This window comes from Pandoraea capi (genome assembly GCF_902459735.1).
GTDB classification, from domain to species: domain Bacteria; phylum Pseudomonadota; class Gammaproteobacteria; order Burkholderiales; family Burkholderiaceae; genus Pandoraea; species Pandoraea capi.
Genome location: NZ_CABPRV010000003.1, coordinates 648,110 through 674,050, shown reverse-complemented (window position 1 = coordinate 674,050; position 25,941 = coordinate 648,110). Strand labels below are relative to the sequence as shown.

27 protein-coding genes and 1 pseudogene are annotated in these 25,941 nt (G+C 63.7%); 10 read left to right on the top strand and 18 right to left on the bottom strand.

Going from position 1 to position 25,941, the window contains the following annotated elements; genetic code table 11:
* Positions 1–62 precede the first annotated feature (62 nt).
* The gene (gene coaD / locus PCA20602_RS09820) at positions 63–557 is read right to left on the bottom strand and encodes a pantetheine-phosphate adenylyltransferase (protein WP_069340341.1); all 495 of its coding nucleotides are present in this window, start codon (positions 555–557) and stop codon (positions 63–65) included.
* 55 nt (positions 558–612) lie between these two features.
* The gene (gene rsmD / locus PCA20602_RS09815) at positions 613–1,206 is read right to left on the bottom strand and encodes a 16S rRNA (guanine(966)-N(2))-methyltransferase RsmD (protein WP_150721029.1); all 594 of its coding nucleotides are present in this window, start codon (positions 1,204–1,206) and stop codon (positions 613–615) included.
* Positions 1,207–1,373: 167 nt separating this feature from the next.
* Here rsmD and nodI point away from each other — a divergent pair, with 167 nt between their 5' ends.
* Together nodI and PCA20602_RS09805 are read left to right on the top strand one after the other, a co-directional pair.
* Positions 1,374–2,291, top strand: a complete 918-nt coding sequence (nodI, locus tag PCA20602_RS09810; protein WP_150721028.1) for a nodulation factor ABC transporter ATP-binding protein NodI — start codon at positions 1,374–1,376, stop codon at positions 2,289–2,291.
* Between the two features lie 88 nt (positions 2,292–2,379).
* Positions 2,380–3,165: an ABC transporter permease gene (locus PCA20602_RS09805; protein WP_174980962.1), complete on the top strand. Its 786-nt coding sequence runs from the start codon at positions 2,380–2,382 to the stop codon at positions 3,163–3,165.
* A 130-nt stretch (positions 3,166–3,295) separates the two neighbouring features.
* Here PCA20602_RS09805 and PCA20602_RS09800 read toward each other — a convergent pair whose 3' ends face one another.
* Positions 3,296–4,735: a M16 family metallopeptidase gene (locus tag PCA20602_RS09800; protein ID WP_150721026.1), complete on the bottom strand. Its 1,440-nt coding sequence runs from the start codon at positions 4,733–4,735 to the stop codon at positions 3,296–3,298.
* Positions 4,736–4,747: 12 nt separating this feature from the next.
* Entirely contained in the window at positions 4,748–6,175 is a 1,428-nt protein-coding gene (locus PCA20602_RS09795) for a M16 family metallopeptidase (RefSeq protein WP_150721025.1), read from the bottom strand.
* Positions 6,176–6,601: 426 nt separating this feature from the next.
* Between PCA20602_RS09795 and ftsY the strand changes: the two genes are divergently transcribed.
* On the top strand, positions 6,602–7,855 hold the full coding sequence (gene ftsY, locus PCA20602_RS09790; RefSeq protein ID WP_425495661.1) for a signal recognition particle-docking protein FtsY: 1,254 nt from the start codon (positions 6,602–6,604) through the stop codon (positions 7,853–7,855).
* Between the two features lie 107 nt (positions 7,856–7,962).
* Here the strand turns inward: ftsY and PCA20602_RS09785 are convergent, their stop codons facing one another.
* Positions 7,963–8,589, bottom strand: a complete 627-nt coding sequence (locus PCA20602_RS09785) for a LysE/ArgO family amino acid transporter (protein WP_150721024.1) — start codon at positions 8,587–8,589, stop codon at positions 7,963–7,965.
* 16 nt (positions 8,590–8,605) lie between these two features.
* Positions 8,606–9,253 carry a maleylacetoacetate isomerase gene (gene maiA, locus PCA20602_RS09780; protein ID WP_150721023.1) on the bottom strand — a complete coding sequence of 216 codons (648 nt, stop codon included), beginning with the start codon at positions 9,251–9,253 and terminating at the stop codon, positions 8,606–8,608.
* Positions 9,254–9,416: 163 nt separating this feature from the next.
* On the opposite strand from maiA, the gene ybiB reads away from it, so the two are divergent.
* A complete protein-coding gene (ybiB, locus tag PCA20602_RS09775; protein WP_150721022.1) occupies positions 9,417–10,373 on the top strand; it encodes a DNA-binding protein YbiB in 957 nt (318 codons plus the stop codon).
* Between the two features lie 304 nt (positions 10,374–10,677).
* Here the strand turns inward: ybiB and PCA20602_RS09770 are convergent, their stop codons facing one another.
* Positions 10,678–11,061, bottom strand: a complete 384-nt coding sequence (locus tag PCA20602_RS09770) for a nuclear transport factor 2 family protein (RefSeq protein WP_069340348.1) — start codon at positions 11,059–11,061, stop codon at positions 10,678–10,680.
* Between the two features lie 313 nt (positions 11,062–11,374).
* Between PCA20602_RS09770 and rpoH the strand changes: the two genes are divergently transcribed.
* The 5 genes from rpoH to cydX all read left to right on the top strand — a co-directional run bounded on the left by rpoH (position 11,375) and on the right by cydX (position 15,994).
* Complete coding sequence (gene rpoH / locus PCA20602_RS09765; protein WP_240493420.1) at positions 11,375–12,223, top strand: RNA polymerase sigma factor RpoH; 849 nt, start codon at positions 11,375–11,377, stop codon at positions 12,221–12,223.
* A 506-nt stretch (positions 12,224–12,729) separates the two neighbouring features.
* A complete protein-coding gene (gene cydP, locus PCA20602_RS09760; RefSeq protein WP_150721021.1) occupies positions 12,730–13,104 on the top strand; it encodes a cytochrome oxidase putative small subunit CydP in 375 nt (124 codons plus the stop codon).
* Positions 13,094–14,698, top strand: a complete 1,605-nt coding sequence (locus PCA20602_RS09755; RefSeq protein ID WP_150721020.1) for a cytochrome ubiquinol oxidase subunit I — start codon at positions 13,094–13,096, stop codon at positions 14,696–14,698. Before cydP ends, PCA20602_RS09755 begins: the two co-directional genes overlap by 11 nt.
* Positions 14,699–14,725: 27 nt before the next feature.
* A complete protein-coding gene (cydB, locus tag PCA20602_RS09750; protein ID WP_150721131.1) occupies positions 14,726–15,862 on the top strand; it encodes a cytochrome d ubiquinol oxidase subunit II in 1,137 nt (378 codons plus the stop codon).
* A gap of 15 nt (positions 15,863–15,877) precedes the next feature.
* A complete protein-coding gene (cydX, locus tag PCA20602_RS09745) occupies positions 15,878–15,994 on the top strand; it encodes a cytochrome bd-I oxidase subunit CydX (protein ID WP_042114280.1) in 117 nt (38 codons plus the stop codon).
* Positions 15,995–16,142: 148 nt separating this feature from the next.
* On the opposite strand, the gene PCA20602_RS09740 is transcribed toward cydX, so the two are convergent.
* The 5 genes from PCA20602_RS09740 to PCA20602_RS09720 all read right to left on the bottom strand — a co-directional run bounded on the left by PCA20602_RS09740 (position 16,143) and on the right by PCA20602_RS09720 (position 20,509).
* A complete protein-coding gene (locus PCA20602_RS09740; RefSeq protein WP_069340352.1) occupies positions 16,143–16,748 on the bottom strand; it encodes an SCO family protein in 606 nt (201 codons plus the stop codon).
* Between the two features lie 146 nt (positions 16,749–16,894).
* On the bottom strand, positions 16,895–17,800 hold the full coding sequence (cyoE, locus tag PCA20602_RS09735; RefSeq protein WP_069340353.1) for a heme o synthase: 906 nt from the start codon (positions 17,798–17,800) through the stop codon (positions 16,895–16,897).
* Between the two features lie 19 nt (positions 17,801–17,819).
* The gene (locus PCA20602_RS09730) at positions 17,820–19,016 is read right to left on the bottom strand and encodes a COX15/CtaA family protein (RefSeq protein ID WP_150721019.1); all 1,197 of its coding nucleotides are present in this window, start codon (positions 19,014–19,016) and stop codon (positions 17,820–17,822) included.
* 87 nt (positions 19,017–19,103) lie between these two features.
* Positions 19,104–19,736, bottom strand: a complete 633-nt coding sequence (locus PCA20602_RS09725; RefSeq protein WP_150721018.1) for an SCO family protein — start codon at positions 19,734–19,736, stop codon at positions 19,104–19,106.
* A gap of 47 nt (positions 19,737–19,783) precedes the next feature.
* Positions 19,784–20,509, bottom strand: coding sequence for an SURF1 family protein (locus PCA20602_RS09720; protein WP_150721130.1), 726 nt, complete (start codon positions 20,507–20,509; stop codon positions 19,784–19,786).
* A 144-nt stretch (positions 20,510–20,653) separates the two neighbouring features.
* Between PCA20602_RS09720 and PCA20602_RS09715 the strand changes: the two genes are divergently transcribed.
* A complete protein-coding gene (locus tag PCA20602_RS09715) occupies positions 20,654–20,857 on the top strand; it encodes a twin transmembrane helix small protein (protein ID WP_044453748.1) in 204 nt (67 codons plus the stop codon).
* 347 nt (positions 20,858–21,204) lie between these two features.
* Here PCA20602_RS09715 and PCA20602_RS09710 read toward each other — a convergent pair whose 3' ends face one another.
* The 6 genes and pseudogenes from PCA20602_RS09710 to coxB all read right to left on the bottom strand — a co-directional run.
* A complete protein-coding gene (locus tag PCA20602_RS09710) occupies positions 21,205–22,065 on the bottom strand; it encodes a cytochrome c oxidase subunit 3 (RefSeq protein ID WP_069340357.1) in 861 nt (286 codons plus the stop codon).
* Positions 22,066–22,104: 39 nt separating this feature from the next.
* A complete protein-coding gene (locus tag PCA20602_RS09705) occupies positions 22,105–22,326 on the bottom strand; it encodes a DUF2970 domain-containing protein (protein ID WP_150721017.1) in 222 nt (73 codons plus the stop codon).
* Complete coding sequence (locus PCA20602_RS09700) at positions 22,319–22,936, bottom strand: cytochrome c oxidase assembly protein (RefSeq protein WP_150721016.1); 618 nt, start codon at positions 22,934–22,936, stop codon at positions 22,319–22,321. The genes PCA20602_RS09705 and PCA20602_RS09700 overlap by 8 nt, the downstream gene beginning before the upstream one ends.
* The gene (locus PCA20602_RS25820) at positions 22,937–23,056 is read right to left on the bottom strand and encodes a cytochrome oxidase small assembly protein (RefSeq protein WP_217426338.1); all 120 of its coding nucleotides are present in this window, start codon (positions 23,054–23,056) and stop codon (positions 22,937–22,939) included.
* Between the two features lie 2 nt (positions 23,057–23,058).
* The gene (gene ctaD, locus PCA20602_RS09695) at positions 23,059–24,651 is read right to left on the bottom strand and encodes a cytochrome c oxidase subunit I (protein ID WP_069340360.1); all 1,593 of its coding nucleotides are present in this window, start codon (positions 24,649–24,651) and stop codon (positions 23,059–23,061) included.
* A gap of 49 nt (positions 24,652–24,700) precedes the next feature.
* Positions 24,701–25,921 (bottom strand): annotated as a pseudogene (gene coxB / locus PCA20602_RS09690) (cytochrome c oxidase subunit II); the annotation flags it as partial.
* Positions 25,922–25,941 lie beyond the last annotated feature (20 nt).

Sequence of the window (25,941 nt, the reverse complement as noted above, 5' to 3'; positions counted from 1 at the left end):
CAACACGCTGCGGGGTTTTGTCCTTGCGTCGCAACGAACGACGCATGGCGAACGACGTGGAATCAGGGCTTCGCTGCCATATCGCCGACCTTCGTGACCAGCCACTTCTCGACCGAAGGGAAGACGAACTTGCTGACGTCGCCGCCCAGTTGGGCGATCTCGCGCACGATCGTGCCCGAGATGAACTGGTATTGATCGGACGGCGTCATGAACATCGTCTCGACGTCGGGCAGCAGGTAGCGGTTCATGCCCGCCATCTGAAACTCGTACTCGAAGTCGGAAACGGCGCGTAGACCGCGCACGATCACGCGCGCCTGATGCTTGCGCACGAAGTCCTTCAGCAAGCCGGAAAACCCTTCGACGCTCACGTTGGGATAGTGCCCCAGCACTTCACGCGCGATGTCGATGCGCTCTTCCAGCGTGAAGAACGGTTTCTTGTTTCGGCTATCGGCCACCCCGACCACGAGCTTGTCGAAAATGCCCGCCGCACGGCGGACCAGATCCTCGTGTCCTCGGGTCAACGGGTCGAACGTCCCCGGATAGATCGCCACTACCATGCCAACGTCTCCTCGCGGCTGGGGACCAATACTGCGTACTTGTTCATTGTGGTCTCTAGGTTTTCGGAATCGATTCAAGCAAATGATAATGCACCGCTCCGGCTTTCGCGCGGCGCACGCATGAGAGACCGAGCGCGGCGAGCGCATCGTCTTCCAGCGGGATGTCGGATTCGGCGTAGATCACACCGCTCGGCGTCAGCAGGCGCGCGGCAGGCGCAAGCAGATCGTTCAGCCAGCCACTCGCGAAGGGCGGATCGAGAAAAACCACATCGAAAACCCCGGGCGAGAGTGTGGTTATCAGACGCCTCGCGTCGGCCTGCACGATCTCGATCTGATTCGCCCCGAGCTTCGCCTGATTGGCACGCAGTTGACGAACGGCCGGCGCGGCAGCCTCGACCATCAACACGCGCTGTGCGCCGCGCGATGCCGCTTCGAAACCGAGCGCACCGCTGCCCGCGAAGGCATCCAGACATTGCATGCCCGTCAGGTCCTGCCCAAGCCAGTTGAACAGCGTCTCACGCACGCGATCGGGCGTGGGGCGCAGGCCATCGCCCGACGGCACCGGGAGCGGCGTGCGCTTCCACTGGCCGCCGATGATGCGGACCTGTTGCGGCGCGCCGCGTGCGACGTTACCCGGACCGGACTTCATGCCGGACTCCGCAATACCGCCGGATCAGCGGAATCGGACACGCCACAGACGGCGGAAAAATGGGGACGCGCGCGTCGTTGCGCACGCTGAAAATCCAAAATCATGGCAATTCACGCTACATTGTTGAGGCGAAACATACCACATCGCAGGAGACAGCCCGCCCCACCATGACCGATGCCGCCATCGAGGTAACCGAGCTATGCAAGGCCTATGACGGCCGCCCCGTGGTCGATCACCTGTCGCTGCGTGTCGCGCCCGGCGAATGCTTCGGCCTGCTGGGACCGAACGGCGCAGGCAAGACCACCACGTTACGTATGTTGCTCGGGCTGGTCACGCCCGACAGCGGCGAGATCCGTCTCGGCGGCCTGCCCGTGCCGCGACAGGCACCGCAAGCCCGCCGGCGCGTCGGGGTCGTCCCCCAGTTCGACAATCTCGACCCCGACTTCACCGTACGCGAGAATCTGGCCGTCTTCGGACGCTATTTCGGACTCTCCTCTGCCGACATCAAGGAACGCGTTCCCGCGCTGCTGGCCTTCGCGCGACTCGAATCGAAAGCCGATGCCCGCGTGGGACAACTCTCGGGCGGCATGAAGCGACGCCTCACATTGGCCCGCGCCCTCATCAACAACCCCGACGTGCTGGTGCTCGACGAGCCGACCACCGGGCTTGATCCGCAAGCCCGCCATCTGATCTGGGAGCGGCTCAAATCGCTGATGAACGAGGGGAAGACGATTCTGCTGACGACGCACTTCATGGAGGAAGCCGAGCGCCTGTGCCACCGGCTCTGTGTCATCGATGCCGGACGCAAGATCGCCGAAGGCACGCCGCCAGAACTGGTCGCGCGCGAGATCGGTTGCGATGTCGTGGAAGTGTTCGGCGACGTTCCCCAGCCGCTGCTCGCGAGCCTGGCCCCCCTCGCCGAGCGCATCGAAACCAGCGGCGAGACGCACTTCTGCTACGTTCGCGACGCCGCGCCTGTCGTGAACGCCCTGCGCGACCAACCCGGCGTTCGTTATCTGCACCGGCGCGCCAATCTGGAAGACGTCTTCCTTAAGCTCACCGGACGGGAGATGCGCGATGACTGAGCACGATCGACGCGAGGCCACGGCGAGCCCCGATACGTCGGCCATGACCTCGGCCGAAGCGCCGCCGCGCACGACGGCACCACGCGGCATGCGGCCCGACGCCCCGCGCTATCTGCCGGGCGTTACGCCCTGGATGGGCGTGTGGCGGCGTAACTTCCTCGTCTGGCGCAAGCTCGCCATTGCCTCGATGTTCGGCAATCTGGCGGACCCCATGATCTATCTTTTCGGGCTGGGGTTCGGGCTGGGCATGATGGTCGGCGACGTCGACGGCACGTCGTACATCGCATTTCTGGCCGCAGGCACCGTGGGGTCCAGCGTGATGTTTTCCGCGAGCTTCGAGTCGATGTATTCGGGCTTCTCGCGCATGCATGTGCAGCGCACCTGGGAAGCCCTGATGCACACGCCGCTCACGCTCGGCGACGTTGTGCTCGGCGAGGTGGTCTGGGCGGCGAGCAAGGCGGTGCTCTCGGGCGTGGCGATTCTGTTCGTGGCGAGTGTGCTTGGCTATGCGCGCGTCGAGAGTCTGGCGGTCGTACTGCCCGCAGTGCTGCTGGCCGGTCTGGCGTTCGCCAGTCTGGCGATGGTGATGACGGCACTCGCGCCGAGCTACGATTTCTTCATGTTCTATCAAACACTCGTGATGACACCGATGCTGCTGCTCTCGGGCGTATTCTTCCCCTTGTCGCAACTGCCGGCAGCGGCACGTCACATCACCGAGTGGCTGCCGCTCGCGCACGCCGTGGCGCTGATTCGCCCTGCAATGCTCGGACGCGCCATCGACCAGCCGTGGCTGCACGCCGGTGCCCTGGCGATCTACGCCGTGGTCGGCTTCGCGGTGGCGCTGGTATTGCTGCGGCGGCGGATTCTTCGATGAGGGGAGCAATGAGGAAACCATCGGGGAGCGACCGGGAGCGATGGCGCGCGATCGCCTGCAACCGCGCCTCATCCTCACCTGCTCATTAAGCGGCTCACTTAGCGGCTCACTTAGCGGCTCACTGACCTGGTCACTTCGCCGCCTTGTTCGCGACGGGCGTAGCGCTCGGTGCGGCAGCACCGGCGCTCGCCGCACCGAAGACGTTGCTCGGTCCCACCACGACAGTCGCCAGACGATCCGGCTGCACGTGGCGTGCGAACGCTTCCTTCACCTGCGCGGCCGTCACGGCCTCGACCTTGCTCGTCCACGTGTCGAGATAGTCCAGCGGCAGGTTGTAGAAGCCGATGGCCGCCACGTTCGCCAACAGCTTGCGGTTGCTGTCGAGTCGCAGCGGGAACCCGTTGGTCAGGTTGTCCTTCGCGGCCTTCATCTCCTCGTCGGTCGGTCCGTTCTGCACGAACTCGGCCAGCGTCTCACGCACGACTTTGAGGGCTTCCGGCGCCTGCTCGCGACGCGTCTGCAAGTTGATCTCGAACGGCCCTTCCTGCAACTGCGGAACGAACCCGCTCGACACGCCATACGTCAGACCGCGCTTTTCTCGCACCTCGGCCGTCAGACGCGACACGAACCCGCCACCACCCAGCACGTAATTCCCCACGAGCAACGGGAAGTAGTCGGGGTCGCTGCGCGCCATCGACGCCTGCCCCGTCGCAATGTGGGCCTGCTCGGCCGGATGCGGCAAGTCGATCTGCACGGCACTGCGCAACGCAGCGACTGGCGGCATCTTCGGCGGCACGACACCGGCAGGCATCGCATCGGTCAGTTGCGCGACGAGCTTCTCCGCCTGCGCACGATCGATGTCCCCGACGATGGAGACGACGGCACGCTTCGGGCTGTACATGTCGCGATAGAAGCGCAGCAGATCGTCACGCTTGACTGCGTTCACGCTGGCGACCGTCGGCGTCACGCCGTACGGATGGCTGCCGTAGATCGCGCTGCGGAACGCCTTCTCGGCGATGGCTTCCGGCTTCGTGTCCGCTTCGGCGATCGCCGACGACAGCCGTGCGGTCTCGCGCTTGAGCACCGCGTCAGGGAACGTGGGATGTTGCAGGAACTGCGCCAGCGTACTCACGGCGGCATCACGCTCGGCCGTCGAAGACAGCGTGCGGATGGTGACAGTCGCGGCATCGCGTCCGGCGCTCGTTCCCTCCATCGCCCCCACATCGGCGAAACGGTCGGCAATCTGCGCCTCGCTCAGCGCGGGACGCCCGCCCGTCGCCGCAGCGCCCGAGTCGAGCAACCCGGCCGTGAGCAACGCCAGCCCCGACTTGCCCGGCGGGTCGTAACGGCTACCGGCGTCGAAATCGATATTCAGATCGATCATCGGAATGGAGCGGCTCTCCACGAGCATCACCTTGGCGCCGGACGGCGCGATCCAGCTCTGGATCGGCAACGCGGCACTCGCCGTGAGCGGCACGAGGCTCACCAGCGCGCCCGCAGCCACGGAAGCCATCAATCCCGTTCGCGCGGGCACGGAGAACGCACGCAACAGTGCGGAAATTTTCATCATTGTGTGGCCCTCTCAGCGCATGTTCTTCAGGTCTTCCGCCCCTTGGGCGCGGCGCTTGCGTGTCGCCTCGTCGATGGGCTGCGGCACCAGCGTCGCTACCGTCAACGATTCGTCGCCGAAGTACTTGCCGGCCACGGCCTGCACTTGCGCGGGCGTTACCGCCTTCACCTTCTCCAGCATGCGGTCGATCTGACGCCACGAAATCCCCGACATCTCGTTAAGACCGATTTCCATCGCCTGCCCGAAGACCGAATCGCGCTTGTAGATCTGCGACGCAATCACCTGCGCCTTCACGCGCTTGAGTTCGGCTTCCGTCACGCCATGCGCTGCGATGTCGGCCACTTGTGCGCGCAATGCCTTCTCGATCTGCTCGGGGGTTTTGCCCTGCGCAGGCGTGGCATCCATGATGAAGAACTGCGGGCCGCGACCCACGCCGTCATAGCTCGCCCCGACATCGTTCGCGATGCGCTGCTCGCGCACGAGACGACTCGTCAGACGCGCATTGCCGTAGCCGTCGAGCACGGCTGAGAGCACTTGCAGCGCATAGACGTCGTCATCCTTCTCGACGTCGTTCAGACGCGGCGCGCGCCACGCGAGCATCACGTTCGGGTTCTCCGCGGGCGCCTTCACGAACACACGACGCACCCCGATCTGTGCCGGCTCGTTCTGCGGCCGACGCTCGGGCAGCGTATGCGACTTGATCGGACCGTAGTACTTTTCCGCGAGCGTCTTGACCTGAGCGGGGTCCACATCCCCGCTCACGACGACCACCGCGTTGTTCGGGGCGTACCAGCGTTCATACCAGTCGCGGGTGTCCTGCACGGTCATGTGCTGAAGATCGTCCATCCAGCCGACGATCGGGCGACGGTACGGATTTGCCACGAGCGCGGTGGCCATCAGTTGCTCGTAGAGCAGCGCGCGCGGCTGGTCGTCCGTGCGAAGACGGCGCTCCTCCATCACGACCTGGATCTCTTTGGCGAACTCGTCGGCGGACAGCGTCAGATTGGCCATACGATCGGCTTCGAGACGCATCATCTCCGGCAGACGCGACTTCTCCGTCTGCTCGAAGTACCCGGTGTAGTCCTTGCTGGTGAAGGCGTTCTCCCGGCCGCCGAGTGCGGCGACCTGTCGCGAGAACTGGCCCGCACCGACGGTCTTGGTGCCCTTGAACATCATGTGTTCGAGCGCGTGCGCAACGCCGGTGGTGCCATTGAACTCGTCGAGCGACCCGGCGCGATACCAGACCACGTGGGCGACCGTCGGTGCCCGGTGATCTTCGCGTACGATCAGCCGCAGGCCGTTCGAGAGCGTGAATTCCGAAGTATTGTCCGTCGTCTTGCTGCCGCTGTTGCCAACGGTGTCGGCGGCATGGCCCAGGCTCATCACACCCGCCAGAGCCAGTCCGGCAAAGGCGTGTCGCCAGCGCATGGTTCCCGTCATGGATCCCCTTTCGCCCGTCATGGACGTCGATTCGCGTCTGATAAAATACGTCGCATTTCCCGCGTCGGAAACAACGACCCGCCCATTGTAGGGCGTTTTGTGCGACGCGAATGGCACGACAATTCTTAGCCGCACGCCGATAGCGCGCCCCCACGTCGAGTTCTTCACCCCATGTTCAGTTTCTTCAAGCGCTTCAAGTCGGGCGGTAACAAGGCCGCCGAGACGAGCCCGGCACCGACCGAATCGCAAGCCTCCCCCGACGCCGAAACGCCCGTCGCGTCGCCCGCTGCCCCCTCTGCGCCGTCAGCGCCGCCCGCACAGCCGCCGCAGGCAAGCACGCCCCCGGCCGTAGAGACGGCACCGGTCCAGCCTGCCGCGCCGACACCGGCCACGCGCGCCGTCGAGGCCGCACCGGTCGCTCAGCCCGTGCCGCCCGTTGCAGAGCCCACGCCTGCTGCCCCCGTGGCTCCCGTAGCGGCGCCCGTGGAAAATGCGGCGCCGTCCGAGCCGGCTCAGGCTAATTTCCCAACGCCTGCCGCGCCGATCGAAGCCGTACCCGCCGTGACGCCGCACATCGCGGAAACACCGGCGCCTGAACCTGTGCCTACACCGGCACCGGTCGAAGCGGCTGAGGCGGCTGAGGCGGTTGCAGCCGCCGCCCCGATCGAAGCGGCCGAAGCCATCGATCCTCCCGCCGCCGCGCCGGCCCCGGTGGTCGTCAAGGATTCTCAAGGTGAAGCCATCGGCGAAATCGTCGCCGCACCTGCCCCGGCACCGGCCGCCAAGCGTTCGTGGCTCACCCGCCTGAAAGCCGGTCTGTCGAAGACGAGCGCCGGCCTTACCGGCATCTTCGTCGGCGTGAAGGTCGACGAGAATCTGTTTGAAGAACTCGAAGGCGCGCTGCTGATGAGCGACGCGGGCGTGGAAGCCACCACGTTCCTGCTCGACGCCCTGCGCAAGAAGGTCAAGACCGAGCGTCTGACGGAAGGCGAACAGGTCAAGCGCGCCCTGCACGACCTGCTGGTCGAGCTGCTGCGCCCGCTGGAGCAAAGCCTCGTGCTGGGCCGCGAAGCCCCCATGGTCGTGATGATTGCGGGCGTGAACGGCGCGGGCAAGACGACCAGCATCGGCAAGCTCGCCAAGCATTTCCAGCACTACGGCCAGTCCGTGCTGCTCGCCGCCGGGGACACGTTCCGTGCCGCCGCTCGCGAGCAACTGGCGATCTGGGGCGAGCGTAACAACGTGGCTGTGGTCGCACAGGAAAGCGGCGATCCGGCCGCCGTCGTATTCGACGCCGTAAGCGCCGCGCGCGCCCGCAAGATCGACATCGTGATGGCGGACACGGCAGGCCGTCTGCCCACGCAGTTGCATCTGATGGAAGAGCTCAAGAAGATCAAGCGCGTGCTGGGCAAGGCCGCCGACGGCGCGCCGCACGAAGTGCTGCTCGTCATCGACGCGAATACCGGTCAGAACGCACTCGCGCAGGTCAAGGCGTTCGACGACGCGCTGACGCTCACCGGCCTTATCGTGACGAAGCTCGACGGCACCGCCAAGGGCGGCATTCTGGCGGCCATTGCACGTCAGCGTCCGGTGCCGGTGTACTTCATCGGCGTGGGCGAGAAGGTCGAAGACCTGCAACCGTTCTCGGCACGCGAATTCGCCGACGCGTTGCTCGGATAAGTGTCGTCAGCGTCATAAGCGTCCCCGGAGCGCACAAGCGCCTGCAAAAAACGAACGGCCCGCACACTTTCGTGGCGGGCCGTTCGTTTTTCATCCCTCAACCGTCGTTACATCTGCTGCGCGACGAGCCCTGCGCATAGCCCCCACATCATCAGGCCGACGAAGCCGTCGAGGATCTGCCAGGCGCGAGCGCGTGAGAACAGCGGTGCGAGCAACCGCGCGCCGTAGCCCAGCGTCGTGAACCAGAGCACGGACGCGATCATCGCACCGCCGGCAAACCACAAGTTGGCGGGCGCCGTCTCGCGCGCCCCGATGCCGCCGAGCAGAATCACCGTGTCGAGGTACACGTGCGGGTTAAGCAGCGAGAGCATCAGCACGAGCACGACTGCGCGCTGCCACGTCATGTTCTGCGTGGCAGCCTTGCTGCCGTCCGCCTGCAACGCCCCCACGCCACGAAACGCCGCACGCCACGCGCGCAGGCCGTAGAGGAACAGGAACGCCGCGCCGCCCCACGTCACGATCGTGATGAAGCTCGGATACGCGGCGATGATGCCGCCCATGCCGGCCACGCCCGCTGCGATCAGCACCATGTCGCAGATCGCGCAGACCGTCACCACCACGCCTACGTGACGCTTCAGAATCCCCTGACGCAATACGAACGCATTTTGCGCACCGATTGCCATGATGAGGCTGGCGCCAAGCGCCATGCCCCGCCAGAGAGCCGGATCGATCATCGAGTTGCGTACTCTCTTACTCTGCGTCGGGTTGGGCTTCAGGCGCCGCGCGCTGGAACGCTTCGAGCGTGGCGCAGTGTGCGTCGATGGCCGCAATGCGCGGGTACGGCGTGAGGTCCACCTTGAAGCGTCTGGCGTTGTAGATCTGCGGGATGAGGCAGCAGTCCGCAAGCGTCGGCGTGTCGCCGAGCACGAACTTGCCCGGTGCCTTCTGCGCCGCGAGGCGCGCTTCGAGTGCCGTGAAGCCTTCCACGATCCAGTGCACGTACCAGGCGTTCTTCTGCTCCTCCGTCACGCCCATGTCGTGCTTGAGGAAACGCAGCACGCGCAGGTTGTCGATCGGATGGATGTCGGCCGCGATGTCCAGCGCCAGCGCACGCACCTGTGCACGTGCGACAGGGTCCGCCGGCAAGAGGGCGGGCGTGGGATGCACGTCTTCCAGATACTCGATGATGGCGAGCGACTGGTGGATGTTCACGTCGCCGTCGACGAACGTCGGCACCAGCGCATTGACGTTGAGCGCACGGTAGGCCGGCTTGAGCTGTTCGCCGCCGTCGCGCACCAGATGCACCGGTACGGTGTCGTAGTCGAGCCCTTTCAGGTTCAGAGCGATACGCACCCGATACGCGGCGGAACTGCGGAAATAGCTGTACAGCGTGGACATGGCAGACCTCGAAAGCGGAAATGGGGGAGATGCGTGGGCCGTGCCCGGCGTCAGACGTCGCATCCGAACCCGAGATGGTACTGCAAGCGCTCGCCCCGATGACACATGATTGCGTATGATGGATGCATCCTCGCATCCGTCCACGAACGTCGACAGAAACGTCATGACCTCCGCTGCCCCATTTGCCTGCGCCCCGCTGCTCAAGATCATCGCCCGTGGCGCCAAGGGTGCCCGCGCGCTGAGCGCCGACGAAACCCGCACGCTGTTCGACGCCATCCTCGCAGCACGCGTGTCGCCCGCCGAGCTGGGCGGCGTGCTGATCGCGTATCGCATCAAGGGCGAGACCCCCGTCGAACTGCGCGCCATGCTCGACGCGGCGCATGCCACCTTCACGCCGCTCGTGGCACCGGCCGACGCGCCGCCTCCCGTGCTCCTGCCCAGCTACAACGGCGCGCGAAAACAGCCGAATCTGACGCCCCTGCTGGCATTGTTGCTCGCACGCGAGGGCATCCCGGTGCTGGTCCACGGGCAACATCACAGCGGGGTGAATCGCGTCGGCACGCAAGCGATTTTTGCGGAACTGGGGCATCACGCATGCGGCTCGGCCGCCGAAGCCGAAGCGGCACTTCGCGCCCGGCGCGTCGCCTATCTGCCGATCGCCGCGCTCTCGCCCGCGCTGGAGCGTCTGCTGGAGATGCGCGCACCGCTGGGCGTACGCAATTCCGGGCATACGGTCGTCAAGCTCTTGCAACCGTTCGCCGGACCGGCGCTGCGTCTGGTGAACTACACCCATCCGGAGTATCGGGAGACGTTGGGCGAGATGTTCGCCGACGCTGCCAACAGCGCCGCCCCGGGCGTGCTGCTCGCTCGCGGCACCGAAGGCGAACCTGTCGCCGACGCCCGGCGTCAGACCGCCATCGAGGGCTTCTCGGACGGCACCTACCGTCTGTGGCAATCGGCCGAGGAAGGCGCCACCGGCACGCCGCCATCGCTCCCTGCCGCCGACGCGCCGGCCACCGCCCGGTGGATCGAGGCCGTGCTCGCGGGCGACGTTCCGGTGCCCGCCCCGATCGCCCGTCAAGTCGAAGTGATTCGTCAGGCCCTCGGGACCACAGGGTGATCGGCGGCGTCGCGGCGCGATCTGGCGCCCGGCATCGACGATACCGACCATCGTAGCGGCTTGGCGTCGCTACGTGAGACAGGTTTCCTGCCGCTCTCCCTCCGCAATACGCCCGCAACGTCACGCCATTCGCTCGAATTCCGACGCAAACGCGAAATACCCAAGAACAATCCAATTTTTTCGGAACAATTCATCCCGAAAGTCATCAAATCTTCTGTTTTGGAGAGGACGCCCGATCCGTGTCGGGCGAGAGGCGGGTGACGCAGCAATCCATGGGAAGCATGGAAAAGCGCCGCCGGAGATGTCAGTCCGACGGCGCCATGCGGGTCGCCTGCCACGAGATCAGATGCCAGACACCGGCTTCGAGCACATGCACGGCGGTGTAGATCATCTGGGAGTTGAGTGAGCCGGTCGCGGTCTCAAGCTCGACGTCGAGCTTGCCAGTCACAACGACCGTGTCGCCGAACTCGCGTAGCTCCTGGGAAGTGACATCGATGGCGGCGTATTTCCGGCGGCCCGAGCTGAGGGCGTTGAGAAATTCGCCTTTCGACTCGCGTTTGCCGTTCGAATGGACGTAGAACAGACCATCCGCAAGGTGCGTTTCGAGCACGTCGATATTGCCGTCGATCATCGCCTCGAAGCGCGCCGATTCGCGTCGCCGCACCTCGTCAATGTGCTTGCCAGCCATGCTGATCCTCCCGTCTTCGCCATCACTATTCGCTCGCGGCTTGGGTTGCAATTTACACCATCCGAGTTACGTTTGCGCCAGTGACTTCTCCCGTTTGACGGGGGGTGCTGGAAAACCCCGAGACACCGGAAACTTCCCGCCCGGTAAGGGTTCTAACGTCTTTAGCACTCATCGAAAGAGAGTGCTAAAATGCTTTCCCAGAGGCTAACCAGGAGTCCACCACTTGAGTACTGCCGCCAACAAGCATCCGACGACGCCGGCCACCGGCACGGCGCCGAATTCGCGTGCCCTCGCTCTTGCCCCGTCGGCGTTGATGCTGCCGGGCAGTCTGGGCAATATCGACAGCTATATTCAGGCTGTCCATCGCATTCCCATGCTTTCCGCCGAGGAAGAGCAGTCGCTCGCCAAGCGTCTGCGTGAAAAAGACGACCTCGAAGCCGCCCGTCAGCTCGTGCTCTCGCACCTGCGTCTGGTGGTCTCGATCGCGCGTAACTACCTCGGTTACGGCCTGCCGCATGCGGACCTGATTCAGGAAGGCAATATCGGCCTGATGAAGGCCGTTAAGCGCTTCGATCCGACGCAGGGTGTCCGGCTCGTGTCGTACGCCATGCACTGGATCAAGGCCGAGATTCACGAATACGTGTTGAAGAACTGGCGCACGGTCAAGGTCGCCACGACCAAGGCGCAGCGCAAGCTGTTCTTCAACCTGCGCAGCCAGAAGCAGGGCCTTCAGGCCTTCACGCCGGAAGAGATCGATCAGGTCGCCCGTGATCTGAACGTCAAGCGTGAAGACGTCATCGAGATGGAAACCCGCATGTCGGGCGGCGATATCGCGCTCGAAGGTCATAGCGACGACGGCGACAGCGCAAGCTTCGCCCCGATCGCCTATCTGGCCGACTCCCATCAGGAGCCGACCGCCGTGATCGCAGCGCGCGAGCGCGACCATCTGCAAAGCGATGGTCTGCAAACGGCGCTCGGCCGTCTCGACCCGCGTAGCCGCCGCATCATCGAAGCGCGCTGGCTGTCGGTCGCCGACGACGGCAGCGGTGGCGCCACGTTGCACGAGCTGGCTGACGAATTCGGCGTGTCCGCCGAGCGCATCCGCCAGATCGAAGTGGCCGCGATGAAGAAGATGAAGGGTGCACTGCAAGCGTACGCCTGATGCTGGCGCGCCTGACGGTGTAACCATGCACACGTTGCACGCGTAACACCCGAGTCGGGGACGTCCCAGGCAACACGCGACAAATTGCCACACGACGCCCGGCTCCGCGCCGGCAGAAAACCGCCGGCAGCCAAGCCCCATAAAGGCCGACAAAGCCCCGTGACATTCACGGGGCTTTTTTTGCCCATCGAAAGTTCACCCGCCATCTGCGCGAGACTTGATGCATCGCAAGGTCGTGCCCGAGACCCGTCGATAGAATCGGATCGTACGTGGCCATGCTACGTGCGAAGGACGGCCCGGGGGCCGTTCGCCGCGCCGGACCCTTGTCTCGAATCCGCTTCTCATCTGCCACGCTTGTGGCGGCAGATCCGCATCGAACCAGCGTCATCTGCGTGTCATCCGCCCCCCGTGCGCTGCGGTTTGACATTTTCAAGCGATAAGGCAAAATGCGCCGAAAGTCGACGCTGTTCCCAACACACGACTTTCGACGCCAGGAGCCGTCACGGATGGACACCCACTCTCCTAGCAGTCCGAAGCCTCTCTCCGCGACCGCCGCCGCTGTCGTGTCGTCGGGCAACGCTCCAGGCGGCGCACCGACATCGACGTCAGCCACCGCATCCGCCGCCCCACCGGCATCCGGCGCACTGGCCTGGATGATCCGGCGCTGGCGCACCCGCCCTTCCCGCTTTGCCCTCGAAATCCTGATCGTACTCGCGATCAAGGTAGTACTCCTCTTCATCCTGAAGCACGCGTTCTTCGACGCTCCGATGGCCAAACACATGCAGTTGCCGCCGGACGTCGTGGCCCGCGCCCTCATCGGGCCGCAGGCCGTCGAAGCGCAGTCCCCCACCAAAAATCAAGGTGTCCGCCATGATCAGTAGCGAAGTCGTCGACCTCTCGCGCTTGCAGTTTGCCATAACGGCGCTGTATCACTTTCTGTTCGTCCCGCTCACACTGGGCCTGTCGTGGCTGCTTGTCATCATGGAGTCGGTCTACGTGATGACCGGCAAGCAGATCTACAAGGACATGACCCAGTTCTGGGGCAAGCTCTTCCTGATCAACTTCGCGATGGGCGTGACCACGGGTCTTACGCTCGAATTCCAGTTCGGGACCAACTGGGCGTACTACTCGCATTACGTCGGCGACATCTTCGGTGTGCCACTCGCTATCGAAGGGTTGATGGCGTTCTTCCTCGAAGCGACGTTCGTCGGCCTGTTCTTCTTCGGATGGAACAAGCTCTCGCGCATCGGCCACCTGGCGACGACGTTCGCGGTGGCACTCGGCTCGAACCTCTCCGCGCTGTGGATTCTCGTGGCGAACGGCTGGATGAACAATCCGGTCGGCGCGCACTTCAATTACGAGACCATGCGCATGGAGCTCAACAGCATCTGGGAAGTGGTCTTCAACCCGGTGGCGCAGGTGAAGTTCGTACACACGCTCTCGGCCGGTTACGTGACCGCCGCCATGTTCGTGCTCGGCATCTCCGCGTGGTACCTGCTCAAGCGTCGCGATGTGCCGTTCGCGTTGCGCTCCTTCGCGGTCGCTGCGGGCTTCGGGCTGGCTTCGACCCTCTCCGTCATCGTGCTGGGCGACGAGTCGGGCTACACCACGGGTGAAGTGCAGAAGGTCAAGCTCGCCGCCATCGAGGCGGAATGGGAGACGGCCAAGCCGCCGGCATCGTTCACGCTGTTCGGCTTCCCGAATCAGAAGGAAGAGCGCACCGACTCCGCGGTGAAGATTCCCTGGGCGATGGGTCTGATCGCCACGCGCTCGGTCGACACACCGGTGATCGGTCTCACGCAATTGCGCGACGAGCACAAGGACAACATCAAGCGCGGCATGCTGGCGTTCGCGGCACTCGAAAAGCTGCGTAGCGGCGATACGTCGCCCGCGGTGCGTGCCGAGTTCGACAAGTACAAAGACGATCTCGGGTACGGCCTGCTGCTCAAGAAGTACACACCGAACGTCGTCGACGCCACGCCCGAACAGATCCACATGGCGGCCAACGACACGATTCCGCCGGTCGCGCCCGTGTTCTGGTCGTTCCGCATCATGGTCGGCCTCGGCTTCCTGTTCCTGTTCACGTTCCTGTGGGCGTTCTGGCTGTGCGCGCGACGCCGTCTGCTCAAGCCGCGCTCGGCATGGTTCCTGCGCTGGTGCGTGTGGGCGATTCCGCTGCCGTGGCTTGCGGCCGAGTTCGGCTGGATCGTCGCCGAAGTGGGACGTCAGCCGTGGACCATCGCCGGCATTCTGCCGACGCATCTCTCCACATCGTCGCTCTCGGCTACCGATCTGTACATGAGCCTCGCGGGATTCATCATCTTCTACACCGCGCTGCTCGTCATTGAAATGTTCCTGATGGTGAAGTACGTCAAGCTCGGCCCGTCGTCGCTGCACACCGGCCGCTATCACTTCGAGACGCAAGGATCCGGCGGGTCTGCCATCGCAAGCGACCGTCCGGCCACTTCGGTCTGATCGTCAGGGAGAAACCACATCATGATGATCGATTACACCATACTCAAGCTGATCTGGTGGGTGCTCATCGGCGTGCTGCTGATCGGCTTCGCCTTCTTCGATGGCTTCGACATGGGCACCGGCACGCTGCTGCCCTTCCTCGGCAAGAACGACGCGGAGCGACGCGTCATCATCAACACCGTCGCCCCCACATGGGAGGGCAATCAGGTCTGGTTCGTGACGGCCGGCGGCGCGATGTTCGCGGCGTGGCCGCTCGTCTACGCGGCGGCGTTCTCGGGCCTGTACTGGGCACTGCTGCTGGTGCTGTTCGCGCTGTTCCTGCGGCCGGTCGGCTTCGACTATCGCAACAAGCTGCCGAGCGCGCGCTGGCGTACGTCGTGGGACTGGGCGCTGTTCGTCGGCAGCACGGTGCCGTCGCTAGTGTTCGGCGTGGCCTTCGGCAACCTGCTGCTCGGCCTGCCGTTCTCGTTCGACAACACCCTGCGCTCCACGTACACCGGTTCGTTCTGGGCGCTGCTCAACCCGTTCGCGCTGCTGTGCGGGCTGGTGAGCCTGCTGATGCTGCTCACGCACGGTGCGGCGCACCTGCGCATGAAGGCCGATCCGGTCGTGGCGGCGCGCGCCGGACGCATCATGCGCTTCACCGCGCTCGGCACACTGCTGCTGTTCCTCGTGGCGGGGGTGCTGGTCGCGACGCACGTCGACGGCTTCGCCATCACGCAGATGGGCCCGACCGATTCGCCGGCCAACCCGCTGCTCAAGCAGGTCACCACCGGGCCGGGGCTGTGGCTCACGAACTATCACACCTATCCGTGGATGATCGCCGCGCCGGTCGTGGCCTGCCTGTGCGCCGTGCTCGCGGCATTGCTTGCCACGAGCCGCGCCTATGCGTGGACGTTCGTCGTGACCGGGCTGATGATGGCCGGGATCATTCTCACCGCCGGCTTCTCGATGTTCCCGTTCGTCATGCCGTCCGCCACCGCGCCGGGCAGCAGCCTGACGGTATGGGACGCCACGTCGAGCCAGCTCACGCTGCAAATCATGCTGATCGCCGTGATCGTCTTCCTGCCCATCATCCTGCTCTACACCGGCTGGGTGTATCGCGTGATCCGTGGCCGCGTGACGATCGAGACGGTCAACGACAACCCGCACACGATGTACTGATCAAGGAGTCGCGACATGTGGTACTTCTCTTGGATTCTCGGCCTTGGCCTCGCGCTCGCGTTCGGCATCATCAACGTGATGTGGTTCGAAGCGCACGACGATCTGGAGCGTCGGAGTCAGGAAGGTAGTTGAGACTGACGATACGCCTCGGGCGCTGCGGTGCTCGGGGCGGAGCAGACATGACGCCGGAAATGAAAAATCGCGCCTCAAGGGGCGCGATTTTTTATGGGCCGGTGAGGCTCGACCCTGTTCGGCACGGGTCGAAACCTCTCAGTTCAACTCAGCTCAGCAACGTCTTCAGATCCTTCGCCATCGCGTCGACGGGTTCGTCCGGACGCATGAACAGGCGGAGTTGTCCGTTCGGATCGAAGACGTAAATGCCCGCAGTGTGATCGATGGTGTAGTTGTTCGGCGTCGAGCCTTCGACCTTGTTCACCACCACTCGGAACGACTTGGTGACTTCCTTGAGCGCAGCATCGTCCGCCGGACGCAATCCGACGAAGGCCGGGTTGAACGCCGGCACGTACTGGCCCATCAACTCCGGCGTGTCGCGTTGCGGATCGACCGTCACGAAGAGCACCTGCACGCGCTGTGCGTCGTCGGCGCCGAGCTTCTGCATGACCTGATTGAGTTCGGCCATCGTGGTCGGGCAAACGTCAGGGCAATGCGTGTAACCGAAGAACATCACCACCGCCTTACCCTTGTAGTCGGCCAGCGTGCGCGTTTTGCCCTGCGGGTCCTGCAACGAGAAGTTCTGCGCGAATTCCTTGTTGCCGGTGATATCGAGACTCGTGAACGTCGGGCCGTCCTTGCCGCAAGCGGCGAGAAGCACAGTGAGCCCCATGAGCAACATCGCGCGGCGCAACCAGATGACAGCAAGATTCATGAACGAATGACCCCAGAACGTATGGAAAAAACGCCTTCCGAAAAACCAACAGGCGCGCCGGCAGAGAATACCGTAACGCGCCTGTCGTCGTGATGCAGCGTGGGCGGATCGAAAGCCGGCGCCGCCCGGTTCTTGCTAAAGCCTGATCAGCCGAGCAGATAGATCTGCACGTAGTGATCGACCAGCAATGCTGCGAACAGCAGCGAGAGATAGACGATCGAGTAGCGGAACATCGAACGCGAGAGCTCGTCGGAATACTTGCGCCACAGCTTGATGGCGTAACCGAGGAAGATGCCCGAGAGCACGACCGCAGACGCGAGATACAGATAGCCGCTCATGCGATGCGCAAACGGCAGCAGCGACACGGCGAACAGCACCACGCTGTACAGCAGGATTTGCAGGCGCGTGTACTTCTCGCCATGCGTGATCGGCAGCATCGGCAAACCGGAGTTCACGTAGTCCTGACGGCGATACAGCGCGAGCGCCCAGAAGTGCGGCGGCGTCCAGACGAAGATGATGAGCACCAGAATCCACGCATCGGCCGGCACGGCGCCGGTCGCGGCCGCCCAGCCGAGCGCCGGGGGCATTGCACCGGCAGCACCGCCGATCACGATGTTTTGCGGCGTGGAGGGCTTGAGGATGATGGTGTAGATCAGGGCATAACCGACGAACGTGCCCAGTGTGAGCCACATCGTCAGCGCATTGGTGAACGTGTAGAGCACCACCATGCCGGCGGCGCCCAGAATCGTCGAGAAGACGATGATCTGCCACGGGGCGATCTCGCCGCGCGCGGACGGACGCCACGCGGTGCGTCGCATGAGCGCGTCCACACGTTGCTCGATCAGGCAGTTCACGGCAAAGGCCGATCCGGCGAGCAGCCAGATACCGATGGTGCCGCCGATCAGCACCTGCCACGGCACCATGCCGCGCGTGGACAGGAACATGCCGATCACGGCACAGAAGACGGCGAGCTGCGTCACGCGGGGCTTGGTCAGCGCCCAGTACTGCGCGATACGGCTAGCCGGCGGATGGGGAAGGGTCGTGCTTTTCATACACTCTGAAGGCAATGCGCTACGCCGGGCCAGACGGCGCAGAAGGAGCGCCGAGCGGTGCGGCGGCCGGTTCCGCGGAGAGAGACTGCTGGCGGGCCGGAAGGTCTGCCTGATTCATCAGGCCGGACGCAACACGCGCCGCTTCGATATGGCGGGCGGCGCGAATGCGGTAGTTTAACATGACGAGCAAAAGCAGCAGGACCGCCGCCCCGCCGTTGTGCGCGATGGCGTTGAGCAACGGCCACTGGAAAACGATGTTCGACAGTCCCGTGGCAAATTGCACGAGCACCAGTATCAATACCAGAATTGAGAGCCTTCTGAGCGCGGCATGACGTCGCAGCACGCTCGCCAGCCACGCCAGATACAGCACCACGACGACGGCAAACGTGCGGTGCGCCCAATGAATCGCCACGAGCGCGTCCATCGGAATCACCTCGCCCCCGGCGGTTTTGCCCAGGGCTCGCCACAGCCTGAAGCCGTTATGGAAGTCCATCGACGGTATCCACTGCCCCTGACACGTTGGGAAGTCGGTACATGCCAATACAGCGTAGTTGGTACTTACCCATCCGCCAAGGGCAATCTGGAAGACGAGCAGCGCCAGACCGATCAGCGCCGCCCAGCGCCAGCGCAACGCCCCGGCATCGGCCGCCACGCTCGCCAGCGGCATCTGTCGCGATGCCAGCCACGCCAGCGACCCCAGCAATGTGAGCGCCAACATCAGGTGAATGGAGACGATCACGGGTTGCAGCTTCATCGTGACGGTCCAGGCACCGAACGCCCCCTGCACACACACGAGCACCAGCAGCCACGTGGCGAGCCACGGCGATTGCTTCAGTTCGCGGCGCTTGACCCACGCCATCACCATCAGCGTGATGATGAGCACGCCGACCGCCATGGCGAAATAGCGATGGATCATCTCGATCCATGCCTTCACGAAGGTCACCGGGCCCGTGGGCAGCAGCATCTGCGCCTCGTGGATGTCGGCGTGTGCAGCGAACGGCGACGAGGTGCCGTAGCACCCCGGCCAGTCGGGACACCCCAGCCCCGAGTCCGTCAGGCGAGTGAAACCGCCGAACATGATCAGGTCGAGCGTGAGAAAGGTCGTCACCCAGGCCAGTTTGCGGTACTTGTTGGCGTCGCGGCGCAGCAGCACCCAGCCCAGCGGCAGCACGGCGATACACAGGCCGATGAAGCCCAGTTCCAGAAGGTAAAGCATCGGTATTACGTCAGTTCCGCATCAATTCTTCGTCGTATCCGGCGCGCCCTCGCGCACGGACTGTCTTGTGAGATCGCACGCCCCCCTTCAACCCGTACCCGACCACTTCAGCAGTCGCGACAGATCGCTTTTGATCTTGCCCGGGTCCGCGTTCTTGGGAAACGCCATCATCAGGTTGCCCAGCGGGTCGACCAGATAGATGTGATCGCGCAGGCCGGTGCCGTCCTGCGTCGGCAGCCACGAGGCGAGCGCGATCGGATCGGCACGCAGGCGGCGCGTATCTTCATAGGCGCCGTCGATCTGCTTCGATACCGGCGCGCCGTCCGTCACCAGCCAGAGCGTTTCCACGCGTGTGCGTTCGTTGCCCTGCAACACGCGGATCTGCCGCATATAGAAGAGCTTGCTCACGCAATTCTCGTCACAGGTGGCCGTGTCTGCGCTGATCATCAGCCACTTGCCGCGCAACGACGACAACGGGAGGTCTTCGCCCGTCTCGTCGTCGTGCACTACCAGCGCAGGCAGCGGACGCTGCGGCTCGATCAGCTTGCCGTAGGCGGACGTACCGCCCTGCGGCTTGAACACGTAATACATCAGATACGCCGCCACCGCCGGCGCCGCGCACACGGCGAACAGCAACACCAGCATGCGACGCGCGCGGCGTCGCTGCACCGGGTCGATGGCGGGGGTGCCGGTGCGTCCGGCGCTTGCATCGGCACTCATGTCGGTCCTCACGTCTGCACTCATCTTTGCCCTGTATCCCTATGCCGTCATGCCCGCTTGAAATCGTCGGTGGCCGTGGGCATCCGGCGTCCACGCCGATACGCCAGACGCAGTCCCAGCAGCGCCAGAATCAGCGACATGCCGAACCACTGCGCCATATAACCATAGTTGCGATCCGCGCCGGTCGCCGGCGCTGGCCAGTCGCGCAGCAGATGGTCGCCCGTGTCGTTCGTCTGCATGATGACGAACGGTTGCAGCGGTAGCGAGGTCTCGCGCGCGTAATCCGCCACATCGAGATTCTGACGAATCGACATTCCTGCCGCCGAGCCGCCATGTCCCAGTTCGAAGGCGCGCGACGGATCGGGCGCAGCAATGCCTTCGATGGTGACGTCTCCGGCCGGCGTGGCATACGGCATGATCGACGTGCGATCACGCAAGTCGCGCGGCAACCACCCGCGATTGACGAGCACCACGTGATCCGGCGACACCTGCAACGCCATCACCACGTAGAAACCGGGCAACTCGTTGCGCGGGCGGTTATCCAGATACACCACGCGGTTGCGCAGAAAACGCCCCGTCACACGTACGCGACGATGCGTGACGTCGTCTATCGCATACGTCTGCGCACCGAGCGCCACCACCGGCGCGTGTTCGGCCTGCTCGATCTGCGCCTGACGCGCCAGACGCATCTGCGCGCGCTGGTATTGCCACACGCCGAGCGCTGCGGTGAGCATCACGCCCAGCAGAATCAGCACCGCCGGCACCGGCCGCATACCGCGCAAAAGGGTTTTCAACACGTACGTTCCTTGTCCGACTGTCGTTCGATGAAGTGCAACGCCGGTGCGCCACACTGCATTGCAGCGTGCCAGCGCGGATGCGTTGCCCGATAATGACGAATTCCCGTCATCGGACAGATCATGCGCATCATCGTTGCCATCGCCTTCGTCCTGATTCTCGGCAGTCTGGCGTCCGCATTGTTTTTCATGATGCGGGACAAGGGCCGATCGAATCGCACCGTGCAGTCGCTGGCGGTGCGTGTCGGCCTGTCGGTGACGCTGTTCCTGCTCATCCTGTTCGCCAACTGGATGGGCTGGATTCACAGCACGGGCATACGATACTGAGTCCCGCGCCACGCTCCTGCGGCAAATCGCCGCACCCTATCCTCGCTTTCGCCCTTTCTCTCGCCGCCTTCCCGGGTTCTTGCCGCTTTCGGCCGGATTCCGCCGCTCGACGCTAGCAAGGCATCGCACAACGTCGCCACGTTCGGGGCATCCGGTCTCGTGCGACATAAGGCCGCATTGCGCCTACTTTGCGCCGATATCGCCCTGAAAGCCCCTACTGGCCTATTCGGCAATGTCTCCCGTTTCGGCACATCAACCGGCCGCCCGGCAATCCGTCAGACAACCGTCGCGGAAATACAAACGCCGCCGGAAACCGGCGGCGTCCCAGAGCGAGGTCGGTATCGACGTCAGAGCCAGTAGACCACGACGTACAACCCGAGCCACACCACGTCCACGAAGTGCCAGTACCATGCGGCGCCTTCGAAGCCGAAGTGATGATCCGGCGTGAAGTGCCCCTTCATCAGACGGATCAGCATCACGGAGAGCATGATCGCGCCCAGCATCACGTGGAACCCGTGGAAACCCGTGAGCAGGAAGAACGTCGAGCCATACACGCCCGAGGTCAGCTTCAGGTTCAGTTCGGTGTAGGCGTGGTGATATTCGTACGCCTGGAAGCCGAGGAAGACGAAGCCGAGCACGACGGTGGCGAACAGCCAGAAGATCGCGCTGCCACGATGGTTCGCACGCAACGCGTGGTGCGAGATCGTGAGCGTGACGCCCGAGGTCAGCAGCAGCGCCGTGTTGAGCGTCGGGATCGGCCACGGGCCCATCGTCTCGAACGCATCGACCACGCCCGCCGGACCGGCGTTCGGCCACACGGCGGTGAAGTCAGGCCACAGCAGCTTGTTATCGAGGTCGCCGAGCCACGGCATCGCCAGCGTGCGGGCGTAGAACAGCGCACCGAAGAACGCCGCGAAGAACATCACCTCGGAGAAGATGAACCAGCTCATGCCCCAGCGGTAGGACACGTCGATGCGTCGCCCATACAGACCGCCCTCCGACTCCGCGATGGAGTCGCCGAACCAGGCGCGCAGTACCCACAGCACCCACAGCAGGCCGAGCAACGCTGTCCACGGCGCCCACGATTGGCCGTTGACCCACGCGGCGGCCGAACCGAGCACCACCAGCAGGCCGACGCTGCAACTCACCGGATGGCGCGAGGGCGCCGGCACGAAGTAGTAAGGCGCCGTTTGGTGTTGACCACTCATTCTTATCTCTCCAGGCTTGGTTCTCTTTGTCTATGCCATTCACGTCGCGAGCCGAATGGCGAGCTTCGCCAACAGCACCAGCGCCACGACAAACAGGATGCCCCCGATCACCCCCGCCACAATCAGATGCACAGGGTTGAGCTGTGCCATGTCGCGATCGTGATCGCGCCCCTTGCGCACGCCGAAAAACGACCAGAACACCGCACCGATGGTCTGGACGAACGACAGCTTGCGCTGGGTCGCCTCCTTCAGGTCATCCATTGCCGCCCCTGCCTCCTCCTGTCGCTCCTGCGTTCACCTCGCCAACCTGCGAACCCGTCGGGGCGTCCGCGCGCTGATCGGCATCGTTCTTGCCGAGATCAAAAAAAGTATAGGACAGCGTGATCGTATTCACATCCTTGGGCAGCTTCGTGTCCACCACGAACACCACCGGAAACTCCTTGGCCTCGCCGGCCCTGAGCGTCTGCTGCGTGAAGCAGAAACACTCGATCTTCTTGAAGTAGCTCGCCGCCTGTGCAGGGGCGTAACTCGGAATCGCCTGCGCGCGAACTTCGTGCGACTGCTGATTCGCCACTTCGTACTCGATGGTCGCGATCTGCCCCGGGTGCACCGTCAGACTGCTCTTCGCCGGCTTGAAGCGCAGCGGTCCCTGCGCGTTGGCGTCGAACTCGACGGTAATCGTGCGGCTCTCGTCGACCTGCGAATTGCGCGCGCTGATTTCGGTCGTGCGATCGCCCAACTGGTTGATGCCCACGAGATCGCAGAACGCGCGGTAGAACGGCACCATCGCGTATCCGAAGCCGAACATCACCGCGACCAGCAGCAACAACTTGCTGAAGGTGCGCACGTTGATGCGTCGCAGGCCGCCCATTCAGATACCACCCAGAAGTTTGGTCTTGATCATCACACCGACGAAGAACACCAGCACCACCGAGCCGAGAATCAGCCCGGTGCGCAGGTTCCTCGCGCGCTGTTCAGGACTGAGCGCCATGATCAATGCACCTTCGGCGGCGTCTCGAACGTATGGAACGGCGCCGGACTCGGCACGGTCCATTCCAGTCCTTCTGCACCATCCCACGGCTTGGCTTCCGCCGCCTTGCCGCCGCGCCACGTCGGCAGCGCCACCCAGAACAGGAAGTACACCTGCATCAGGCCGAAGCCGAATGCGCCGATGGTGGCCAACTGGTTGAAGTCCGTGAACTGCGCCGGATAGTCGGCGTAGCGACGCGGCATGCCGGCCAGACCCAGGAAGTGCATCGGGAAGAACGTCACGTTGAACGTGATGAGCGAGCCCCAGAAGTGGAATTTGCCTCGCCACTCGTTGTACATGTGACCGGTCCACTTCGGTACCCAGTAATAGAACCCTGAGAACAACGCGAAGAGTGACCCGGCCACTAACACGTAGTGGAAGTGCGCCACCACGTAGTAAGTGCCGTGCATCTGAATGTCGAGCGGGGCGAGCGAGAGGATCAGCCCCGTGAAGCCGCCCATCGTGAACACGAAGAGGAAGCCGACGGAGAAGAGCATCGGCGTCTCGAACGTGAGCGCGCCCTTCCACATCGTGGCGACCCAGTTGAAGACCTTCACGCCCGTGGGCACCGAGATCAGCATCGTCGCGTACATGAAGAACAACTGGCCCGTGACCGGCATGCCCGTCACGAACATGTGGTGCGCCCACACCATGAACGACAGAATCGCGATCGATGCCGTGGCGTACACCATCGAGCTATAGCCGAACAGCGGCTTGCGCGAGAACGCCGGAATCACCTGCGACACGATCCCGAACGCCGGCAGAATCATGATGTACACCTCCGGGTGTCCGAAGAACCAGAAGATGTGCTGGTACATGACCGGGTCGCCGCCGCCCGCTGCGTTGAAGAACGACGTGCCGAAGTGGCGGTCGGTCAGCAGCATGGTGATCGCACCGGCGAGCACCGGCATCACGGCGATGAGCAGATAGGCGGTGATGAGCCACGTCCACACGAACATCGGCATCTTCATGAGCGTCATGCCCGGCGCGCGCATGTTCAGGATCGTGACGATGATGTTGATCGCGCCCATGATCGACGACGCGCCGAGAATGTGCGCACCGAAGATTGCCAGATCCTGGCCCGGTCCCATTTGCACCGACAGCGGTGCGTACATCGTCCAGCCGGCAGCCGTGGCGCCGCCCGGCACGAGGAACGACGAGATCAGCAGCAGGCCGCCGACCGGCAACAGCCAGAAGCTGAAGTTGTTCATGCGCGCAAACGCCATGTCCGACGCGCCGATCTGCAACGGGATCATCCAGTTCGCGAAGCCCACGAATGCCGGCATGATCGCACCGAAAATCATCACCAGCCCGTGCATCGTGGTGAGCTGGTTGAAGAACTCCGGACGAATGAACTGCAGGCCCGGTTCGAACAATTCCGCACGGATCATCAGCGCCATCACGCCGCCCGAGAGCAGCATGACGAACGAGAAGATCATGTACATCGTGCCGATGTCCTTGTGATTCGTCGCGAACAGCCAGCGACGCCATCCGTGCGGATGGTCGTGCGCGTGATCGTCGTGACCCGCCACGTGATCGTGAGCGATGGAACTCATACCCAATCTCCTTGCTTCGAACTGGTCGAACGACTTAGCTGTTCTTCGCTGCACTAACGGCAGCATCGGCGGCACCGGCCGCATTGGCCGACTTGTTGCCGCGCGCTTCGCGCACCTGCGCCGGCTGAATGACGTCGCCGGTCTTGTTGCTCCACGAATTGCGCTCGTACGTGATGACGGCCGCAAGCTCCACGTCATTCAGATGCGACCAGTTCGGCATCGCATTCTTGCCATGCAGCACGATGCTGATGTGGTCAGCCACCGGACCCGTCACGATCTTGCCGCCATCGAGCGCCGGGAACGCACCGCCGCCCTTGCCGTTCGGCTGGTGGCACACCGCGCAATTCGACGCGTAGACTTTCTGGCCGCGCTCCATCAATTCCTGCACGGTGTAGGTCTTGGTCGGATCGTCGGCCGACGCCGCCATCGCCTTCTTCTGCGTGTCGACCCACTTGTTGTAGTCGTCTTCCGAAACCACCTTCACGACGACCGGCATGAACGCGTGTTCCTTGCCGCACAGCTCCGTACAGAAGCCGCGATACTCACCGACCTTTTCCGCCTTGAACCACGTATCGCGCACGAAGCCCGGAATGGCGTCCTGCTTGATACCGAACGCCGGCACGTAGAACGAGTGAATGACGTCGTTGGCCGTGGTGATCAGACGCACCTTCTTGTTGACCGGCACGACCATCGGGTTGTCGACTTCCTGAAGATACGTGTTGCCCTTGGGCTCCGTGCCGTCGATCTGATTGCGCGGCGTGGAAAGCGTGGAGAGGAACTTGATGCCCTCGCCGTCGCCCTTCAGGTAGTCGTAGCCCCATTTCCACTGGTAGCCGGTCACCTTGATCGTGATGTCGGCGTTGGTGGTGTCTTTCATTGCGACGACGGTCTTCGTGGCGGGCAGCGCCATGAGAATCACGATGATGAACGGTACGACCGTCCAGATCACCTCGACCGTGGTGCTTTCATGGAAATTCGCGGGCTGATGGCCTTTGGATTTGCGGTGCTTGATGATCGAGTAGAACATCACGCCGAACACCGCGAGGAAGATCACCAGACAGATGATCAACATCATGGTGTGAAGGCTGTGAAGCTCTTCCGCGAGTTTCGTGACCGGCGGCTGGAAGTTGAGTTCGTTGACGGCCGGCCCCCCCGGCATATCCGTGACCGCCGCCAGTGCCGGAGCGCCGGCGAGCAGTGAGGCGCCCGCAAGGAAAGCCGCCAAGGCGTGTTTCGTTTTTTTCATAGCTTCCTTACCCAAAATTACCATCCAAATCCTCCCTGGCGGTC

Bases quoted from the DNA above. Each gene is read 5' to 3' on its own strand.
- cydX (WP_042114280.1), top strand. From the start codon at position 15,878: ATGTGGTACTTCTCTTGGATTCTCGGCCTTGGCCTCGCGCTCGCGTTC.
- rpoH (WP_240493420.1), top strand. From the start codon at position 11,375: ATGCTGCCGGGCAGTCTGGGCAATATCGACAGCTATATTCAGGCTGTC.
- coaD (WP_069340341.1), bottom strand. From the start codon at position 557: ATGGTAGTGGCGATCTATCCGGGGACGTTCGACCCGTTGACCCGAGGA.
- PCA20602_RS09715 (WP_044453748.1), top strand. From the start codon at position 20,654: ATGCGCATCATCGTTGCCATCGCCTTCGTCCTGATTCTCGGCAGTCTG.
- PCA20602_RS09710 (WP_069340357.1), bottom strand. From the start codon at position 22,065: ATGAGTGGTCAACACCAAACGGCGCCTTACTACTTCGTGCCGGCGCCC.
- cydP (WP_150721021.1), top strand. From the start codon at position 12,730: ATGGACACCCACTCTCCTAGCAGTCCGAAGCCTCTCTCCGCGACCGCC.
- nodI (WP_150721028.1), top strand. From the start codon at position 1,374: ATGACCGATGCCGCCATCGAGGTAACCGAGCTATGCAAGGCCTATGAC.
- ybiB (WP_150721022.1), top strand. From the start codon at position 9,417: ATGACCTCCGCTGCCCCATTTGCCTGCGCCCCGCTGCTCAAGATCATC.
- ctaD (WP_069340360.1), bottom strand. From the start codon at position 24,651: ATGAGTTCCATCGCTCACGATCACGTGGCGGGTCACGACGATCACGCG.
- rsmD (WP_150721029.1), bottom strand. From the start codon at position 1,206: ATGAAGTCCGGTCCGGGTAACGTCGCACGCGGCGCGCCGCAACAGGTC.
- PCA20602_RS09755 (WP_150721020.1), top strand. From the start codon at position 13,094: ATGATCAGTAGCGAAGTCGTCGACCTCTCGCGCTTGCAGTTTGCCATA.
- PCA20602_RS09705 (WP_150721017.1), bottom strand. From the start codon at position 22,326: ATGGATGACCTGAAGGAGGCGACCCAGCGCAAGCTGTCGTTCGTCCAG.
- PCA20602_RS25820 (WP_217426338.1), bottom strand. From the start codon at position 23,056: ATGGCGCTCAGTCCTGAACAGCGCGCGAGGAACCTGCGCACCGGGCTG.
- PCA20602_RS09785 (WP_150721024.1), bottom strand. From the start codon at position 8,589: ATGATCGATCCGGCTCTCTGGCGGGGCATGGCGCTTGGCGCCAGCCTC.
- PCA20602_RS09800 (WP_150721026.1), bottom strand. From the start codon at position 4,735: ATGATGAAAATTTCCGCACTGTTGCGTGCGTTCTCCGTGCCCGCGCGA.
- PCA20602_RS09770 (WP_069340348.1), bottom strand. From the start codon at position 11,061: ATGGCTGGCAAGCACATTGACGAGGTGCGGCGACGCGAATCGGCGCGC.
- PCA20602_RS09795 (WP_150721025.1), bottom strand. From the start codon at position 6,175: ATGACGGGAACCATGCGCTGGCGACACGCCTTTGCCGGACTGGCTCTG.
- PCA20602_RS09725 (WP_150721018.1), bottom strand. From the start codon at position 19,736: ATGAGTGCCGATGCAAGCGCCGGACGCACCGGCACCCCCGCCATCGAC.
- PCA20602_RS09700 (WP_150721016.1), bottom strand. From the start codon at position 22,936: ATGGGCGGCCTGCGACGCATCAACGTGCGCACCTTCAGCAAGTTGTTG.
- maiA (WP_150721023.1), bottom strand. From the start codon at position 9,253: ATGTCCACGCTGTACAGCTATTTCCGCAGTTCCGCCGCGTATCGGGTG.
- cyoE (WP_069340353.1), bottom strand. From the start codon at position 17,800: ATGAAAAGCACGACCCTTCCCCATCCGCCGGCTAGCCGTATCGCGCAG.
- PCA20602_RS09740 (WP_069340352.1), bottom strand. From the start codon at position 16,748: ATGAATCTTGCTGTCATCTGGTTGCGCCGCGCGATGTTGCTCATGGGG.
- PCA20602_RS09730 (WP_150721019.1), bottom strand. From the start codon at position 19,016: ATGCTTTACCTTCTGGAACTGGGCTTCATCGGCCTGTGTATCGCCGTG.
- PCA20602_RS09805 (WP_174980962.1), top strand. From the start codon at position 2,380: ATGCGGCCCGACGCCCCGCGCTATCTGCCGGGCGTTACGCCCTGGATG.
- PCA20602_RS09720 (WP_150721130.1), bottom strand. From the start codon at position 20,509: ATGCGGCCGGTGCCGGCGGTGCTGATTCTGCTGGGCGTGATGCTCACC.